We start from the raw sequence: 17,813 nt of genomic DNA on the forward strand, positions 1-17,813 counted from the left end.
GATCATTTACTCATTATTTATATAAGGCTTATTACGGAGTCCCGTCCTCCGAATAAAAGATTCAACTCTCACTTTCACCTTTAGCTTAGGCAGCCAGCTCTCTTTCCAATCTTTGCTTATTTCTTTCCAAAGCTTTGGATCTTTGCGGTGAATAGCTTCACCGAAGCCGAATATATCTGACTTGTTTTCCTTTGCTCTTTCTATGGCAGTTTCTATTTCTTCTTTTATTTCTTTGCTGAAGGCATGCTGAAGCTTTGAGAGGACTTTCCTGTCCTGCAGATTAACAGGAACTGTTGCTTCTCCAATATCTCCTTCAGCAGAAACATCGATTGATATAGAAGGCAGCTTGTCCTTAGTATCTGCAGATATTTTTGTTTTCTGGCGCATTACCTCATAAGCAATCGATTCTTTTTGTCCATCCCAGTCTATATTGATATCAGTCGCTTTTAAAAGGTTCAATCCCCATACGGCTCCTCGTGCTGTCTTGTCATGAAACCAGTCAATAAGCTTTCCTTGTTTAAAAACAGCAATTCCATCAGCTGAAAGGGTTGTGGCAGGCTCTGAAGCCTGGATATTATCTGCTTTTTTCCCTATTGTGCTATCTCCGTTTATCTTAAACCCACCGATTGCAGGATCTTTTCCAGTGGAAATAAGCGAATGAATCACTTCTTTTATGTTCACTTTAATATCTTCACCCCATCTCTCGGAAGTGTATTTAAGATTATTAATGACTTTTTCAGCGGGATTTTTATCGATTGGCGTTAATGTTTTTACTATGTCAGCAGCAGATGATCCCTGAGCAATCACAACAGACGCCGTAATACGGAACTCAGGATCACGGTCGAGAGCATCAAAAAGTTGAATTATACCCTTTTTTTTGGCGAGTTCTTCACTAATAACCACGAGATTTGCATGGGCATAGTAAAGCTTTCTCGAAACTTTGCTTGATGCACGCCTGCTTAATTCAACAATATTCTTGCCCTCTGCCGTATAAACAGAGACAGCAGGGCCTTTCTCCCCTCCGCCCGAACTCATGGAAACATTCCCTGGGTTAAATATTTGAAAAGTGCCTGTATATCCGCCGTTTTCATTCACGTCAAAACCTAATGCAGATACAAATGCCAAATCAGTCAGTTCCTTCTTGCCCCAGCAGCCTGACAGCAATAGGGGTAATAGAAGAAGGATTATTCCATATATTGGAAATTTAGCCTTCATTTTGATCACCATTTTTTCCTTGATCTGAAGTCATGTTTCGGCTAGCAGGGGGCAGAGGTCTCTTCCTGCTGCCCTGACGGGTGGTGTTTCTGCTTCCCATAAGTCTTGGGCGCTGGCGGAGGGACCACCAAGGCATTCTGACAATTGTATCGCCGGCATTTCCCGGAACCAGCGGAGCAAGCGGTGACATGTAAGGAACCCCAAAGCTGCGGAGGCTGCATAAATGGACGATGATAACAATTAGTCCAAGTATTATTCCATACATACCAAACATCGCTGACAAAACCATTAAGATAAACCGAAGAAGGCGCACTGAAATAGCGATTGCAAATGAAGGTGTGGCAAAGCTGGCGATAGCTGTAAAGGCAACAATAATAACCATTGCAGGAGACACAATCCCTGCCTGGACAGCTGCCTGGCCAATAACAACCGCTCCTACGATTGAAACAGCTGAACCAATTGTTCTTGGCAGCCGTATTCCAGCCTCCCGGAGAATTTCAAAAGCAATCTCCATTATTAGGGCTTCAACAAATGCGGGAAAAGGAACGGCCTCTCGCTGGGCTGCAATCGTAATCAATAAACTCGTAGGAATCATTTCCTGATGAAAGGTCACCCCAGCGATAAATATAGCCGGTGCAACGAGGGAAATCAAGAAAATTAACACACGTAAAAACCGCAAAGCGGTCGCAATATCAAACCTCGAATAATAGTCCTCGACAGCCTGGAAAAATTGTATAAAGACAGCAGGAGCAAGAAGGACAAACGGTGTACCATCTACAAAAATGGCAATTCTTCCTTCAAGCAGGTTTCCTGCTACAATATCGGGTCTTTCCGTATGATAAATGGTAGGAAAAGTAGTAATGGTTTCATCCTCAATAAGCTGTTCAATATAGCCTGACTCTAATATACTGTCGATATCTATTTTTTTGAGTCTTTTTCTTACCTCCTCAACAATTTTTTCTTTGGCTAATCCATTAATATACATAATGGAGACATCTGTTTTTGTTACATTTCCGATTTGAAGTGATTCAACCCACAAGTCCGGATTTTTGATCAGTCTTCTGACAAGGGCAGTATTCGTTCGGATGGACTCAGTAAAACCGGATCTTTGTCCCCGAACCGATTGCTGGGTGGTTGGTTCCTCAATAGCCCTCTTTTCTCCGCCCTTCGCACTTGCTGTGATGATTTCAGAAAATCCGTCAACTAAGAAAAGTGCTGAACCTGACATTAGAGCTCGAAATGCATCTTTCCATGTATATACTGTTGTCACTCTTCCAAGAACTGCTGCAAATTCTCTGATAAATTCCAGGTCGCTTTGCTCTTTTTCCCTTTCACTGTGTTCCCGTTTGAGAAGATCACTGAAAAATTGATGAATAGATTGGCTTTTTACAATACCCTCGACATATACAAGGGCAGCCTCTCTTTTGACTGGACCAAACTCAAACCTTTGGGTAACGATGTCAGAACTGTTACCCGTCTTTTCCTGGATGCATTTTAAGTTGGATAACAAGGTTGAAGTTAATTCACATTGTTGTTGATCGTTTGGCTTCTCATTGGAATGGCTGGCGTTTTTTTGCTTGAAGAATGACGGCATATGGCAAATACCTTTCTCGATTTTTTCATATTCTCCCAAAAAAGGGGAAAATTATTCGAGCAGCTGTTTCGCAATCCCCAATTCTCTAGAGAAGGCTCTTTTCTTAGAATTTGTTGCTAATAACAAGAAAGATGCCTTGAACACAGTTTATTAGTGAGATCCAAGCTTGTACGAAAAACAACAATTTTTGCAAAAACAGCATTATAGAAAGTCGGGGCGATAAGGAAATGAAAATTTTACTGGTTGGATTATTGGTCTTGATGAGTTTAATCCTTTTTTCTATAGGCATTGACCTCTTAAATGGGTTTGACGATTATAGGGAAATCCTAATTAATGCATCTCAGCCTTTTATTTCCATGGATATTTCAGAGGTAGGTTTCTTGATTTTTTTGATTTTGCTGCTGCTGGCTGAAGTTTACTTAAATAGCCGAAAGGAAAAAAGAATCAAACAAAATAGGAATTAAGAAAAGATAATGAATATTTCTCATGAGAAGGAACTAAATGTCGGGAGAAGTGCGGGAACCTGGGCGTAAGTTGGGGAAGTGACGTACATACATGGATGAACCAGAGTGGAAGGTGGGAGAGCTGCGCATAAATGGAGAAAAGCCGCTCAAAAATCAGTTCCTAAGTAACAAATCCATTCACCTATATTTAGAAAATAAAACCAATAATGCCTGACAAAGGTCAGGCATTATTTATATAAAAAGAAGCAGGCTATTCAAGTATAAACAGGTTCCGCTTCTTGTTCATGGGTTGTGACGATGGCGTGATCAATGTAGCGGAGCAGTGTATATAGGCTTTGCTCAATCGTCATATAATCGTGTTCGAAGTTATAAGCGTGAAGAAATTGCTCAATGCGTTTTGATAATAAATCGTCTTTTGTTCGGACCATTAAGATCAGCAGGTTATCCCATTGGGAACGGTGCGTATAATAAAGGGCCTTGTCGTAATCAACTGTTTCCATTTTTCATTCCTCCCCCAGGAGTCATCTATATTTTGTGCGTTAAAAGCTGCGGAGTTACTTTGCAAAACTTGGACGGAAGGCTTTTGCTGGCTGGAAGTTTATGTGGTGAATAAGGATGACTGTATTTGAAGGTAAAACTGAATACTTGCCGTTTTGTGAGAAAAGATTGAAAATTCAAGTAACAGTAATATACTGATGAAAAAGTTACCTTCATATCCAATATTTGCTAGGGGAGACAGCAAGATTTTCTCTTCTTCCAAAACACAGCGGAAGCCGCGGAGGAAGCCGTCAGGATTGCACAGTTGGCAAAGGCTTCAGGGCTTTGTACAATGATTAAAGTAGAAGTCATCGGTGATGATGAGACACTGCTTCCAGATTCTATTGAAACGTTAAAAGCGAGTGAACAGATTTAGATGAAGGTTTTATTGTTTTGCCTTATACTTCAGATGATGAGGTGCTCGCGAAATGGCTGCATAATCTCCATGCCATTATGCCAGGTGCATCGCCAATTGGCTCAGGTCAGGGCATCATTAATCCATTGAATTTGAGCTATATCATCAAGCAGGCATCGGTACCAGTTATTGTATATGCTGGAATTGGCAGTCCGTCAGATGCCGCTCTTGCCATGGAGATGTGTAGTGGCGTATTACTGAATACAGCTGTTTCAGGAGCAGAAAATCCTGTTTTAATGGCAGAGGCAATGAAGCTTGCGATTCAAGCAGGGCGAATTGGTTACAAAGCTGGAAGAATTCCTCGGAAAAATTCAGCCTCTGCAAGCAGCCTGAAAGAAGGAATGAATGTTGTCGACTAATCGATATTCAAGACAAATTCTTTTTTCTCCTATAGGAGAAAAGGGACAGAATCATATTGCTTCAAAAAAAGTCCTCTTAATCGGAGCGGGAGCGCTTGGCAGCGGGATAGCAGAATCTCTTGTGAGAGCAGGAGTTGGTTCATTGACAATTATTGACAGGGATTATGTTGACGAAACCAATCTGCAGCGCCAGCAGCTTTATAATGAAGAAGATGTTAAGGATCAGATGCCAAAAGCAGAAGCTGCAAAACGTCGGCTTCAGCTGATTAACAAAGAGGTAAGGATTGACGCTTTTGCAAGAGATGCGGATCCTGGCTTTTTGGAGCCGCTGCTTCAAGATACTGATTTGATCATGGATGGGACGGATAATTTCGAAACGAGATATATGATGAACGATCTCGCTGTGAAACATGGTATTCCATGGATTTACGGAGCATGTGTAGGAAGCTATGGCATTAGTTATACGATTATGCCGGATGAAACCCCATGTCTGACATGTTTAATGAAAACCATGCCGATGGGTGGAGACACATGTGATACAGCAGGTATCATTTCACCGGCCGTTATGATGGTTGTATCTTATCAAGTGACAGATGCTCTGAAGATTTTATCAGGAAACGCAGATAAACTGAAAAGAGAATTAGTCTCTTTTGACTTATGGAACAATCAGTACACAAGCATAAAAGTTTCAAAAATGAAAAAAGAAAGCTGTCCGACATGCGGTACTCATCGTGTGTACCCGTACTTGCAGGCTGAAAAAACCTCAAGAACGGCCGTCCTCTGCGGAAGAGATACGGTGCAAATCAGGCCGCCTGAGGACAGGCCATTAAATGTTCCTGAGAAAGCATCCCAGCTCAATGGAAAAGTACAGGAACTGTTTCATAATCCATTTTTGCTTTCTTTTCATGTCGGTCATCTGAGGCTTGTGGCCTTTAAAGATGGAAGGGTTCTTGTTCATGGAACAAAAAATCCGGCCGAAGCAAAAAGTACGTATCAGCGGTATTTTGGATAGGAGATCTGGCCGTTGGCCAGGTCTCTTTTTGAACGATGGAAAAATCAGCAACCTCTAATAAAGGTCATCTGTTTTCCCTTTTTTTCTATCGTAATACAAAAAAGACCAGGGGATACCTGGTCTTTTTAACAATTACATATTATTTAACTGGCCTACGTACGGGCTGATATCTACACCAAGGGCATCAGCTACACGCTGTCCGTACTCAGCGTCTGCACGATAGAAATTGCAGATCGCAAGCATCTTTGTTCTTTCATTCACTTCAGCAAGATTTCCTTTCAGGTTTTTGATTAGGCTATCCTGCTCTTCTTTGGAGAAGGAGCGGTACCGTTCGCCTGCCTGTTTGAAATCGTTTGGTTTTTCAATTTTTTCACGAGAAATGTAGCCTTGAGGAAGAGGCTGAACACTGTCTTTGTATTCAGGTGATTCCACAGGTGTTTCCATGTGACGATTTGGTTCATAGTTAATTGTTGAGCTTTGTTTGTTCATTTGCATAAATCCGTCCTGCTGATAGTTATTCACTTTAGCAAAAGGACAGTTAACCGGAATTTGAAGGTAGTTGCCTCCAAGGCGGTGGCGCTGCGTGTCAGGGTATGAGAACAAACGCCCTTGAAGAAGTTTATCTTCAGAAGCTTCAATACCAGGCACAAGAGCACTTGGTGAGAAAGCAGCCTGTTCCACATCTGAGAAGAAGTTCTCAGGATTTTTATTCAATGTCATTGTTCCGACTTTTTGAAGAGGGTAATCATCTTCCGGCCATCTTTTCGTTGGATCGCAAGGATCGAAGTCCAAGGTGTCATACTCTTCAATCGGCATGATTTGCACATGAAGATCCCATTTAGGGAAATTGCCTTCTTTGATGGCGTTAAACAAATCAGAAGTCGCATGGTTGAAATCTTCTTTTTGAATTTCAGCTGCTTCTTCCTCTGTTAGATTGCGCATGCCCATTTGCGGCTTCCAGTGATATTTAACGTAGACCACTTTTCCTTGATCGTTGACCCATTTAAATGCGTGAACACTTGATCCTTCCATTTGACGGTAGCTTGCTGGAGTTCCCCAGTCAGAGAACAGCCAGGTAACCATATGGGTTGCTTCGGGTGATAAGGATACGAAATCCCATAGGCGGTCAGGATCCTGAACATTTGTATCAGGTGCCGGCTTAAAGGAATGCACTAAATCCGGGAATTTCATTGCATCACGAATAAAAAAGACAGGAAGATTGTTTCCTACAAGATCATAGTTTCCTTCTTCCGTATAGAATTTGACGGAAAAACCGCGCGGATCCCGTAATGTTTCTGGTGATCCCTTCGGATGAATAACCGTTGAGAAACGGACAAAAACAGAGGTCTCTTTGCCTTCTTCTTGTAAAAATGCTGCTTTTGTAAAAGGCTTCATGCTGTTTTCTACTTTGAAGGTACCGTATGCACCGGCTCCTCTGGCGTGAACAACACGTTCAGGTATACGCTCGCGGTCAAAGTTCGCAAGCTTTTCAAGGAGATGATAATCCTCTAAAAGGGTAGGCCCTCTTTGGCCTGCTGTTCTTGAATTTTGGTTATCTCCTGCAGGGGTGCCTTGATTCGTAGTTAATTTATTGCGGTTTTCTTCAGTCACTTCCATTCCTCCCTTTTTCCTTTCCATTCACAGATAATTATAAATGTGTTCTCTTGATAGTCAATATCTTTTTAAAATAATTATAATTAAGTAAATTTGCTAAATACTCTCTTCCCTTTATTAATTGATGCAAAACAGAAGAAAGCACATTTCAAACATTCGATAAGACAGCTTTTTATCCTTTTAAAAAAGAAAAAAATACCAATTTATTATATAATTAGCGTGCTGGATCTTTTTCAAGAAGTTATTTTCAGGGTAGCCTATTTTTTTATTGAATATAATTGAATGATAAGGTAACATTAAAGCTACAAAAAATGGAAGGGTGACCGCATCGTCATGATGAACTAATTCTATCTTAAAAAACATTCGTATAGAAAACGAATTTTTTCTGGATAGAATTAGTGCGCGCATTACGATAAACAAAAGGTCATCCCGATCGGGGAAATACGGTCTTTTTGTCTATGTGCAGCTGCTATCCAGAATAAAGGTAGCAGTTTTTTGTTTTTTAAAATGAAAAAAGGAGGTAACGGTATGACAGCAAATCAGCAAAAGCAAATGATTATTTTAATGATTAATATGTTTATTGCCATTGGAAGCTTCGGTATTATCATTCCGATCCTGCCAGCTTATTTAAAGTCCATTCACCAGGGAGGAGTAGCAGCAGGATTGATGATTGCCATTTTCGCTGGTTTTCAGCTCATATTCTCACCTGTAGCCGGACGATGGGCTGATCAATATGGAAGGAAAAAAATGATCGTATACGGGCTTGCCGGATTAACCCTTTCCATGTTTATCTTCTACGCCTTTGATTCGATCTGGTGGCTGTATGCATCCCGCGTTATCGGAGGTATTGGAGCAGCCCTTCTCGTACCAGCCATTTTTGCTTATATAGCAGATATCACCACTCTGGACCAGCGTGCGAAAGGAAACAGCTATATCTCAGCTGCCATGTCACTCGGCATTGTTGTTGGTCCTGGAGTGGGAGGCTTTCTGGCTGATTACGGGCTGAAAATGCCTTTCCTCGTTTCTGCGCTTGTTTCATTGGTTTCGGTTATATTCTCAGTCGCTGTTTTAAAAGAAAGCCAATCAAAAGAAGCGTCACAAGCAGCCCAAAGCCAGGGGAAAGCAGAGTCAATGCTGAAAAAACTGACTCTGTCTGTAAACATGCCTTATTTTATACCGCTAATCATCACACTTGTCATGAGCTTCGGTTTGATGGCTTATGAATCGGTTCTCGGTTTGTTTATAGCGAATCAGTTTGGAGCCAACACCCAGCAGATCGCATTAATGATCACTTCCACAGGGATTATCAGTGTTATTGTCCAGTTGTTTATCGTCGATCGGATAGTTCATAAATTCGGAGAAAAAGCCGTTTTAAACGTTTTCCTTTTCGTCGCGGCAATCGGATTTCTGTTATCTGTTTTTGCAAAAGATTACGTTCTTTTCTTTGGCATTACCCTGCTGATTTTTCTAGCCTCTTCTATTCTCCGGCCTGTGTTGAATACATTGATTTCAAAGCTTGCTGGAAACGAACAAGGTTTTGCCATGGGCTTGAACAATTCGTATATGAGCATTGGAAACATCCTTGGACCGACACTTGCAGGCATTTTGTATGATGTACAAATCCTGATTCCTTTCATGATGGGCTTTGTTTTGCTCGTCCTTACATTATTTATTACGATCCTCTGGCAAAGACAGTCATATAAAAGCGGGGCACTGCATAAATCAAAACAATATTAATGAAAAGGTCCTGAATTTTTTTCAGGACCTTTTTCTCCTATCTGGCAGAAGGCCATGAACCTTGCAGTTTTCGAAGCAGAACAATTTGGCCTGTATGGTAGGCATCATGCATAATAATGCTTGAGATATAGTTTCCCGCAGGGTATTTCTGGGCAATTATCGTGTCAAAATCTTCTTCGTTTTTCAATGAAACGAATTCCATAAGCTCCTGTTGCACCTTTTCCAATCTTGAAATCGTTTCTTTCCAAGCATTCTCGTCATCACCGGCAAAGACAGAAAACGTAGCCTCATTAGAGTTTACAGGATTTGAATGATCCTCTCCCTTTAAATGAAGAAGCAGCCTTTCCTTGTAATAAAGCAGGTGACTGACTGTCTCCCAGATGGTATTACATGATTCTCCGTCTGGTTTCCAGTTCGCCTGTTCAGCTGATAACCCTTCTAGAGCAGGTTTCAGGGGAGCATACCAATCTTCATTCTCATAGGTATTTCGTAATTCACGGGTGAGCAAATCAAATGGATTCATGTTCCTTCCTCCTTTATTTTTCACATTAAAAAAGCTTGCAGATAAGCTCTAAAAAAAGGAGCTGTCAGCAAGCTTTATTCAACAATTTCATATAGAATCCTCTAAGCACTGCCAAAAATTTCTCTCAATGTCCCCTGATTTTTGACAAGATCAGCCAGTGAATATTGATCAAGAACGTGCAAATAGGATTGGAGGGCTTTGTCTAAAATGTGCCGCAATCCGCAGACAGGAGTATCACACAGTTATTATTTAAAAGGTAAAGCATTCCACCAAATTAATATCGTCTTCTGTTTTCCTGACAACCTGTCCAATTTTATGTCCTCAGGCTGTTTAGCAAGCCGAATGCCGCCGTTTCTTCCCCTAATTAGGGAAAAAAGAAATAAATTCTTACCATAAATGGAAAATATTGTTGTAAAAGAGATTGACCTGTAATAAAATTATTACATATGAAAGATAATTTTTCAGGTGATGAACTCGTTAAGGTTTTAGATTCATTATCCAATCCATACCGCTTAAAAATCATTGGTGCCCTTTACAGAGAAAAGCAATATGTAAGCCAGCTGGCAAGAGAGCTTGGAATCAGCCGGCCTCTACTGTATTTGCATTTGCAGAAGCTTGAGGAAGCGAATCTGATTATAGGAAGCCACGAAATTTCTGTGGATGGAAAAGCGATGAAATACTATGAACTGATTCCATTTACTATCCACTTAAGTGAAAAACTTATTGCAGAAACAGCAGACACGATTACTACAAAAAAACGAAAGGAATGAAAGAACTATTTAAGGAATATGGGGGAAAGGAAATGGTAAATCCAATGTTTATTTTTGCTTTTTTAACTACGATTGCACCGATTTTGCTTTTTATTGCTGTCCTCGTTTTTGTCGTCCTATTTGCCACGCGCCTCACAAGACGCATGGAAAACCGTGCTGAACAGCGCTTGTTGATCGAAAAGGAAAACTCAGCTTTCCAAAAACAGCAGACGGAAGCCATTCAGGAATTAAACAGAAGACTTACGAATATCGAAATCTTATTAAAAGAAGTTGAGTGAGGATCATTTAAGGTAAATGTGAAATGACGTTACTGTCAAAAAAGGGGGCACCATGCAGAAATACAGAATATATGTTGAATGGTTATGATAGGGGCTATGCTGTTTATGAGCGGCTGCAGTTTAAAGGGGAACGCAAGCGAAACTATTTTTCAATATAAGGATTCCTATATTGGAGATACCTCTGCAGTGGCAGGGATTATTAAGCAATTACGAAGCAATGAGCAATTCGAGAAGCTCTCATTAGAAACGAAGAATAAACCATATGGTATGGTCGTTGATTACAAAGAGTCAAGAAGTATGTCAGAAAAGAATATGGAGGAAACGGCCTTATATAATGCTGCATTTATATTTGCCTTAATTAAAAACGCAAATTGGATAACGTTTGATTTTGAAATTCAAAAATATACTATTACCAAAGAAAAATTGGAGAAATGGTATGGCAAACCTTTAGGGAAAATATCAGGTGAGAAAGAGCTGAAGAGTATCTACAATCAAAAAGGAGTTAAAGGATTTTTTGAGAATTAAGGAAGTATTTTGGAATAAAACTTCTGGTTTAATAGAAGAGCAGGAGAAAGTGTTAGAAGGAATGGCTGAATAAACCTGCCTCTAATACCCTTCCTGCTTTTTCAGTATCCTTTTAAAATGAATATTTCTTTTCAATATAAACCTGATGCCAGACCATAAAGATCAACACAGTCCAAAGCTTGCGGCTATTGTCTTTTTTACCTTTTTGATGCTCATCAAGTAGAGCCAGCAAATAAGGCTTACGGAAAAGATCTTCTGTTTGGCTTTCCTTGATTAATTGGTATGCCCAATCAACTAATTCGTTTTTCAGCCAATGCCGGATGGGAACAGGGAACCCTAGTTTTTTCCTATGCTGGACAGCTTCAGGGACAATACCTTCCATTGCTTTTCTAAAAATATATTTTGTTGTTTTACCTGAAATTGTCTGAGAAGGGTCAATCCTAGAAGCGACTTTGAACACTTCTTTATCCAAAAATGGAACACGGAGCTCTAAAGAATTGGCCATGGTCATCTTGTCTGCTTTTACCAAAATATCCCCTCGCAGCCATGTATGCAAGTCAATATATTGCATTTTCTGAACATCATGCAGATGCTGAACTTTTTGATACAATTTCTTCGTTACCTTTTGATAGCCCCATTCACCATGGTAATGCTTTAAAACCTTTGCTTTTTCCTCTTCGAAAAAAATCTTTGCATTTCCGACATACCGTTCTTCAATACTTGTTGTACCTCTTTCGATATAGCTCTTACCCTGTGTTCCGTCTGGGAGGAGCCTTACTGCAGCTTTTAAACCCTCTTTTACCATTTCAGGCATAAAAAGAAAAGGCTTCAAGGAATTCGGTTCACGGTAGATATTGTATCCTCCGAAAAGCTCATCTGCTCCTTCACCAGAAAGAACCACCTTCACATGCTTTCTTGCTTCTCTAGCCAGAAAATAAAGAGGAATGAGGGCAGGATCTGCCACAGGCTCATCCAAATGCCACACTATCCTTGGCAATTGTTCAATAAACTCTTTAGGCTTGACAATGTAATGGATGTTTTCAGCCCCGATTTCTTCAGCCATCTCCTTGGCAAGGTCGATCTCACTGTATCCATCCCGTTCAAAACCAACCGTAAACGTTTTAACGTCTGGATGAATTTCTTTCGCTAAAGCGGCAATACAGGAAGAGTCAATTCCACCTGATAAAAAGGCCCCCACTGGGACATCACTTCTTAAATGCATTTTTACAGTATCTCTCAAGCAGTTTTGAATGGCTTCAACACCGTCCTGTATTGGTCTATTTACAGGATGAAAGGCTGGCTTGAAATAGGATTTAATCATTAGAGGTTTTCCTTGTTTTCTAATAAAGAAATGCCCTGGTTCAAGCTTCTTGATTCGCGAGAAAAAGGTATCGGGTTCAGGGCCATACTGATAAGTCAAATAATGGTGAAGAGTTTCTTCATTCAAGCTTTCTTCATGTAAAGCATACAGGATGCTCTTCATCTCAGAAGCACAATATAACCCTTCTTCTGTTTCACAGTAAAAAAAAGGTTTTATGCCAAAGGGATCTCTTGCACCAAACAATTCCTGTTTGTATTTATCCCAAATGAGAAAACTAAACATCCCTCGAAGCTCTTCAACCGCCTTTTCGCGTTTAAGACTGAATAGAGCCAGGATTACTTCTGTGTCTGAGCTTGTCTTAAAAGTAAAACCTCTCGCTTCAAGTCTTTCTTTAAGTTCGAGGTAGTTATATATTTCACCGTTAAAGGTAATCCAGTATCGGTCATATTCATAGCTTAATGGCTGTTTTCCACCTTCAAGGTCAATGATGCTTAATCTTCTAAACCCCAAATAGACAGAATCATCAAGATAGTAACCTGCATCATCTGGCCCGCGGTGAGAGATAATGCTTGTCATCTTGTTAAATTGATTGATTTCCTCTTCTGTTCCTTTAATGATTTGATTGCTTGCAAAACCGACAAAACCGCACAAATCATATTCCTCCTCTGGATGACGCTTTGCAATGGACAGCACTATTTCAAGACAAAACGGACAATGTCCCTGAAAATAGCATTCCTATCGTATCACCAAAAGATTAAAAGAACCCATGCCAAGATTAAATGAACACTACGTTTAAATAAAACCTTCCTAAATTTGTCCTGCTGGAGGCTTCATAATGAAAAGAGGGGGAGAAGCAGATTGGAATTCCTTTAAAAAGCTGCTGAATTGATTAGAAAATTCTTTGCAGCTAAAAAAAGAACCCAATATCGGGTTCTTGCAATAGGCTTACAGCAATAAAGAAAGCTGCTGATATAATTCTTCTCTTTTTTGCTCCAGCCTTTCATATTCTTTTGATTGCACCCCGTCCTGCTGCAGGCGGGACAGCTTTTCCTCAAGCAAAATGAGTTCTTCTTCGATATCGTCTGCACTTTTCATTTTTACGGGAGCAGCCGGCTTTTCTTTCGTTTTCATATCAGTTTCTGTAATGACACTGTCCATTTTCTCTCTGGCATAGAGGTAGCTGCCGCCAAAAATGTGCAGGCTGCGATTATAGATCCACGCGGTTTTTGAAAACAGTTTTTCTAAGAAATAACGGTCATGGGAGACAGCAAGCACCGTGCCGTCAAATTGATCAATGGCGTCTTCCAGCACCTCTCGTGAGTCAATATCGAGATGATTAGTCGGTTCATCCAGGATTAAAAGATTGATATCCTGCTGCATAAGCTTCGCGAGCTGAATCCTCATTCTTTCACCTCCGCTTGTGCTGCCCATCTTTTTAAAAACGGAGGCCCCGTAAAAGAGGAATTTGGCCAAAACATGCCTTGCATTTTCTTCTGTCATGCTAATATCCTGCCTAAAGTATTGTATGATGGTGATCTTTTCATCATCAGAAGATATAGGCTGCTGGGCAAGATAGCCGATTTTGACACTGCTGCCTAGTCTCGCAGAACCATGATCAGGGATTTCTTCTCCTAAAATCATCCGTATAAGTGTCGATTTGCCTGAGCCGTTCTCTCCGACAATGGCAAGCCGTTCCCTGTAAAACAGCTCCAGGCAGATATTTGAAAAAAGAAATTTCTCTCCGAACTTTTTTGTTAAGCTATCCACAATGATCGCTCGTTTGCCGCTCCGGTCAGTGCCTTCAAACTGTAAATCCATTTTACGGTGTTCAAGAATTGGACGTTTGAGCTTTTCTATACGCTCTAGAGCCCTCTCCATATTGCGCGCCCGTTTGTGAAGGCCTTCATTGGGCGGATTGGCTTGATTGGCCCACTCTCTTAGCCGTTTAATGGCTTCCTTCATTTTTTTGATTTTCTTCTGCTGCTCCTGGTATGCCTGAAATTCAAGCAGCAGCCGGTTTTGTTTTTCTTGTGTAAAGCTTGTGTAATTCCCTTTGTATACTGAAATCTCGCCATCATCGAGATCCAATATTTTTGTTGTCACCTGATCCAGGAAATGGCGATCATGTGATATAAGGACGACGGTGCCTTTGTATTCCTTTAAAAATTCCTCCAGCCATTCCACCGCATGAATATCCAAATGGTTTGTGGGTTCATCTAAAAGCAAGAGATCAGGCTCCTGCAGCAGAATAAGTCCTAGTCCAACTTTGGTTTTTTCTCCGCCGCTTAAAGAGCTAAACGGCTGATTTAGAAGATTTGTTATATGTAGTCCGTGAGCTACTTTGTTCAGCTTCGCTTCCATTTCATATCCGCCAAGCCGCTCGAACTGCTCCTGTAAACTTCCGTACTGGACAAGGGTTCTTTCAAGGACAGCCTGATCATAAGAGGCCATTTCAGCTTCCAAAGAAGTCATCCGTCTTTGAATAGAACGTAATTCTGAAAAAGCTTTTTGGAGAACATCTTCCGCCGTTTCGCCATCTTGAGACGCTGGAATCTGATCCAAATATCCGGTCGCCGCATTCCTTTGAATGGAAATCACTCCTTCGTCAGGAGATTCCAGCCCTGTCAGCAATTTGAAAATAGTGGTCTTTCCTGTTCCATTTCTTCCAACCAGACCGATACGGTCATCCTCATATACCTCAAATGATAAATCTTTAAAAAGGGTGTGACCGCCGTAGGTCTTCGATAAATTTTGTGCAGAACAGATCATCATATAAATGGCTCCTTTTATATAGAAAGTGTTTTTTTCAAGGAACTCCTATCGCACACACAAAAAAGCCGGGATAAGCAGACTTCGCCCATCCCGGCCTAAGAAAGGACACAAAAAGGGAGAGCTAACAAGCTCTCCCAGATCGCAAACCTTATAAAGGCAGATAAGAGATTCTTCTTAACATTCTACGTTCACTATGCAGTTGCGAAAAAGGACAGACGTGTCCCGTTGGCAGCTGCAGGATGAAAAATTGCACGGCATAAATAAAGAAACGTCAGTCTTTCAGCCAATGCAATCGCAGAATGTTTCATCTCTTCTCCACCTCCTTTCAATAATTAATAATATTATATAGTAAAAAGATTTTTCTGACAACTTTATTTTTTATTAAGCCTTGTTGTAATTCAGCCTATAAAAAGGGAAGGCATGAGGTTTTCTCCAATTAAAAGGAAATTTCCTTGTGCATTAATATGAAGCTCCTGATATTCAAAGCTCATTTTATCGTACATTTCATCCTGGGATAAACCTTGTTCCCTGCACTTCTTCTCCATTTCTTTTAATTGTTTGATATAAGAATATTGAAAAGGAAGAAAAATCAATGATAATAAAATGTACCCTGCAAGGACTCCTAGTGTTGCATATAGTCCCATTTTTATTCCATTTCATTCTTTATTCTGACGCAGATAAAAGTTAAATTATGTATGTTAAGCTGAAACCTGGTTAGGTTTCAAATTAAATCTTTCACAAGCCATTCCTCTTCATCTTTTAATAATTTCCTTCATACATTGTCATAAGACCGACATGGGGGGGAGAACCATTGAACGAAAAAAACCATAAAACACTGCAATATGCCATTGAGGAAATTACGGAGGTGGCCGACGGTTTCGGCCTCGATTACTATCCGATGAGATATGAGATTTGTCCGGCAGATATTATTTATACCTTCGGCGCATACGGGATGCCGACTCGTTTTTCCCATTGGAGCTTCGGGAAGCAATTTCATAAAATGAAGCTGCATTATGATCTTGGACTCAGCAAAATTTATGAGCTCGTGATTAACTCGGATCCTTGCTACGCCTTCTTGCTTGATTCCAATTCCCTTGTTCAAAACAAGCTGATTGTTGCCCACGTTCTGGCCCACTGCGATTTTTTTAAAAATAATTCCCGATTCCAAAATACGAAGCGGGATATGGTTGAGAGCATGGCTGCAACAGCCGAGCGGGTGAAGCATTATGAGGTTCTCCATGGCAGAGAGGAAGTAGAGACATTTCTTGATGCAGTCCTGTCCATTCAGGAGCACATTGATCCCTCGCTTGTCCGTCCGAAGCTTTCCTGGACAATGGAGGATGAGGAAGAAGAAGAAATAAAAAAACAAACTCCCTATGACGATCTTTGGAATCTTGAGAATAAGAAAGAAGCACAGCCAGCGAAAAAGAAGAAAAAGAAGCTGCCGCCTGCTCCGGAAAAGGACATTCTCCTCTTTATTGAACAATACAGCAGAGAGCTTGAGGAATGGCAGCGTGATATCCTGACGATGATGCGGGAAGAGATGCTTTACTTCTGGCCGCAGATGGAGACGAAGATCATGAACGAAGGCTGGGCCTCCTACTGGCATCAGCGGATTATGAGGGAGCTTTCGCTTGACTCAAATGAGGCAGTAGAATATGCGAAGCTCAATGCAGGAGTCGTACAGCCGTCCAAAACGAGCATCAACCCTTATTATCTGGGATTGAAAATTTTTGAAGACATTGAAAAGCGCTATGATGACCCGACAAAAGAAATGAAGGAATTAGGTGTGCAGCCAGGTTCAGGCCGTGAAAAAATGTTTGAAGTGCGTGAAATCGAATCGGATATTTCCTTTATCCGAAACTATTTAACAAAGGATCTCGTTTTCCAGGAAGATATGTATCTTTTTCAAAAACAGGGCCGTGAATATAAAATTATAGATAAGGAATGGGAAACCGTTCGCGACCAGCTTGTCAGCAGCAGGGTAAACGGAGGATTTCCTTATCTAACGGTCAATGATGGAGACTATCAAAAGAACAATGAGCTTTATTTGAAGCACTGGTATGAAGATATTGAGCTTGATATGAAGTACTTGGAAAAGGTTCTTCCATATATATATCAGCTTTGGGGCAGACCTGTTCACATGGAATCTGTGCTTGACGGGAAAGAAGTGCTGTTTACCTATGATGGGAAGGCTGTACATCGGAAGTATATCTAAACTGGAAACCCTGGCTTTTGGCCAGGAAATTTTTTGTTCGAAATATAAGTAATTGCTTATATAAGTAAATCGTTATATGATAGAAACGGAGGTGCCCATTACATATGACAAACAAGAATTCGACTAGTAATCTCGATAAAGCAAGCAGTATTATGAAATTGCTGGGTGATAAAACCCGGCTTACGATGATAAAAATGCTTCAAAAAAATGAATGCTGTGTTTGCGAATTTACCGCCGTGTTTCAGGCTAGCCAGCCTGCAATCAGCCAGCATGTCAGAAAACTGAAAGATGCTGGCCTTGTGAAGGAAAACCGGAAAGGGCAGTGGATTTTTTATTCATTAAATGAGGAAAGTGAAGCTTATGAGTTTATTCAAAGCCTGCTTGCCTATATCCCAGAGCAGGATCAGAAGATCAAAGACCTTGAAAATCAGGGTCTCAGAATAATTTGTGAATAATGGA

General features: G+C 40.7%; 17 protein-coding genes and 2 pseudogenes. 9 read left to right on the forward strand and 10 right to left on the reverse strand.

What is annotated here, in order from left to right:
- Nucleotides 1-6 precede the first annotated feature (6 nt).
- On the reverse strand, nucleotides 7-1,215 hold the full coding sequence (locus tag ACOT8F_RS03260) for a Ger(x)C family spore germination protein (RefSeq protein ID WP_421650120.1): 1,209 nt from the start codon (nucleotides 1,213-1,215) through the stop codon (nucleotides 7-9).
- Nucleotides 1,205-2,809: a spore germination protein gene (locus tag ACOT8F_RS03265; protein WP_421650121.1), complete on the reverse strand. Its 1,605-nt coding sequence runs from the start codon at nucleotides 2,807-2,809 to the stop codon at nucleotides 1,205-1,207. Before ACOT8F_RS03265 ends, ACOT8F_RS03260 begins: the two co-directional genes overlap by 11 nt.
- 227 nt (nucleotides 2,810-3,036) lie before the next feature.
- On the opposite strand from ACOT8F_RS03265, the gene ACOT8F_RS03270 reads away from it, so the two are divergent.
- Complete coding sequence (locus tag ACOT8F_RS03270) at nucleotides 3,037-3,273, forward strand: YczF family membrane protein (RefSeq protein WP_421650122.1); 237 nt, start codon at nucleotides 3,037-3,039, stop codon at nucleotides 3,271-3,273.
- Nucleotides 3,274-3,527: 254 nt separating this feature from the next.
- Here the strand turns inward: ACOT8F_RS03270 and ACOT8F_RS03275 are convergent, their stop codons facing one another.
- Nucleotides 3,528-3,773: a YhdB family protein gene (locus ACOT8F_RS03275; protein ID WP_421650123.1), complete on the reverse strand. Its 246-nt coding sequence runs from the start codon at nucleotides 3,771-3,773 to the stop codon at nucleotides 3,528-3,530.
- 257 nt (nucleotides 3,774-4,030) lie between these two features.
- Here ACOT8F_RS03275 and ACOT8F_RS03280 point away from each other — a divergent pair.
- A pseudogene (locus ACOT8F_RS03280) lies at nucleotides 4,031-4,584 on the forward strand (thiazole synthase); the annotation flags it as partial.
- Nucleotides 4,571-5,596: a ThiF family adenylyltransferase gene (locus ACOT8F_RS03285; protein ID WP_421650124.1), complete on the forward strand. Its 1,026-nt coding sequence runs from the start codon at nucleotides 4,571-4,573 to the stop codon at nucleotides 5,594-5,596. The pseudogene ACOT8F_RS03280 and the gene ACOT8F_RS03285, both read left to right, overlap by 14 nt.
- Before the next feature lie 132 nt (nucleotides 5,597-5,728).
- Here the strand turns inward: ACOT8F_RS03285 and ACOT8F_RS03290 are convergent, their stop codons facing one another.
- On the reverse strand, nucleotides 5,729-7,207 hold the full coding sequence (locus ACOT8F_RS03290) for a catalase (RefSeq protein ID WP_421650125.1): 1,479 nt from the start codon (nucleotides 7,205-7,207) through the stop codon (nucleotides 5,729-5,731).
- Nucleotides 7,208-7,738: 531 nt separating this feature from the next.
- Between ACOT8F_RS03290 and ACOT8F_RS03295 the strand changes: the two genes are divergently transcribed.
- Nucleotides 7,739-8,947, forward strand: coding sequence for an MFS transporter (locus ACOT8F_RS03295; RefSeq protein WP_421650126.1), 1,209 nt, complete (start codon nucleotides 7,739-7,741; stop codon nucleotides 8,945-8,947).
- 37 nt (nucleotides 8,948-8,984) lie between these two features.
- Here ACOT8F_RS03295 and ACOT8F_RS03300 read toward each other — a convergent pair whose 3' ends face one another.
- Both ACOT8F_RS03300 and ACOT8F_RS03305 read right to left on the reverse strand, forming a co-directional pair.
- Entirely contained in the window at nucleotides 8,985-9,470 is a 486-nt protein-coding gene (locus ACOT8F_RS03300) for a DinB family protein (RefSeq protein ID WP_421650127.1), read from the reverse strand.
- 101 nt (nucleotides 9,471-9,571) lie between these two features.
- A pseudogene (locus tag ACOT8F_RS03305) lies at nucleotides 9,572-9,835 on the reverse strand (RrF2 family transcriptional regulator); the annotation flags it as partial.
- A gap of 81 nt (nucleotides 9,836-9,916) precedes the next feature.
- Here ACOT8F_RS03305 and ACOT8F_RS03310 point away from each other — a divergent pair.
- The 3 genes from ACOT8F_RS03310 (at nucleotide 9,917) to ACOT8F_RS03320 (ending at nucleotide 11,043) form a co-directional block, all read left to right on the forward strand.
- Nucleotides 9,917-10,240 (forward strand): ArsR/SmtB family transcription factor, encoded by a 324-nt coding sequence (locus tag ACOT8F_RS03310; RefSeq protein WP_421650128.1) that lies wholly within the window; start codon nucleotides 9,917-9,919, stop codon nucleotides 10,238-10,240.
- Nucleotides 10,241-10,272: 32 nt separating this feature from the next.
- Complete coding sequence (locus tag ACOT8F_RS03315; protein ID WP_421650129.1) at nucleotides 10,273-10,518, forward strand: hypothetical protein; 246 nt, start codon at nucleotides 10,273-10,275, stop codon at nucleotides 10,516-10,518.
- A gap of 105 nt (nucleotides 10,519-10,623) precedes the next feature.
- A complete protein-coding gene (locus ACOT8F_RS03320; protein WP_421650130.1) occupies nucleotides 10,624-11,043 on the forward strand; it encodes a DUF4825 domain-containing protein in 420 nt (139 codons plus the stop codon).
- A gap of 112 nt (nucleotides 11,044-11,155) precedes the next feature.
- On the opposite strand, the gene asnB is transcribed toward ACOT8F_RS03320, so the two are convergent.
- The 4 genes from asnB to ACOT8F_RS03340 form a co-directional block, all read right to left on the reverse strand.
- Entirely contained in the window at nucleotides 11,156-13,015 is a 1,860-nt protein-coding gene (gene asnB, locus ACOT8F_RS03325) for an asparagine synthase (glutamine-hydrolyzing) (protein ID WP_421650131.1), read from the reverse strand.
- Between the two features lie 294 nt (nucleotides 13,016-13,309).
- Nucleotides 13,310-15,136, reverse strand: a complete 1,827-nt coding sequence (abc-f, locus tag ACOT8F_RS03330) for a ribosomal protection-like ABC-F family protein (protein ID WP_421650132.1) — start codon at nucleotides 15,134-15,136, stop codon at nucleotides 13,310-13,312.
- A gap of 191 nt (nucleotides 15,137-15,327) precedes the next feature.
- Complete coding sequence (locus tag ACOT8F_RS03335; RefSeq protein WP_421650133.1) at nucleotides 15,328-15,444, reverse strand: RAxF-45 family protein; 117 nt, start codon at nucleotides 15,442-15,444, stop codon at nucleotides 15,328-15,330.
- 90 nt (nucleotides 15,445-15,534) lie between these two features.
- On the reverse strand, nucleotides 15,535-15,780 hold the full coding sequence (locus tag ACOT8F_RS03340) for a DUF3949 domain-containing protein (RefSeq protein ID WP_421650134.1): 246 nt from the start codon (nucleotides 15,778-15,780) through the stop codon (nucleotides 15,535-15,537).
- Nucleotides 15,781-15,947: 167 nt separating this feature from the next.
- On the opposite strand from ACOT8F_RS03340, the gene ACOT8F_RS03345 reads away from it, so the two are divergent.
- Nucleotides 15,948-17,354 (forward strand): SpoVR family protein, encoded by a 1,407-nt coding sequence (locus ACOT8F_RS03345; RefSeq protein WP_421650135.1) that lies wholly within the window; start codon nucleotides 15,948-15,950, stop codon nucleotides 17,352-17,354.
- 104 nt (nucleotides 17,355-17,458) lie between these two features.
- Nucleotides 17,459-17,809, forward strand: coding sequence for an ArsR/SmtB family transcription factor (locus ACOT8F_RS03350; protein WP_421650136.1), 351 nt, complete (start codon nucleotides 17,459-17,461; stop codon nucleotides 17,807-17,809).
- Nucleotides 17,810-17,813: the final 4 nt, after the last annotated feature.

Source organism: Chryseobacillus diguaensis, assembly GCF_049220665.1.
In the GTDB taxonomy this organism is placed as follows: domain Bacteria; phylum Bacillota; class Bacilli; order Bacillales; family Bacillaceae; genus Metabacillus_B.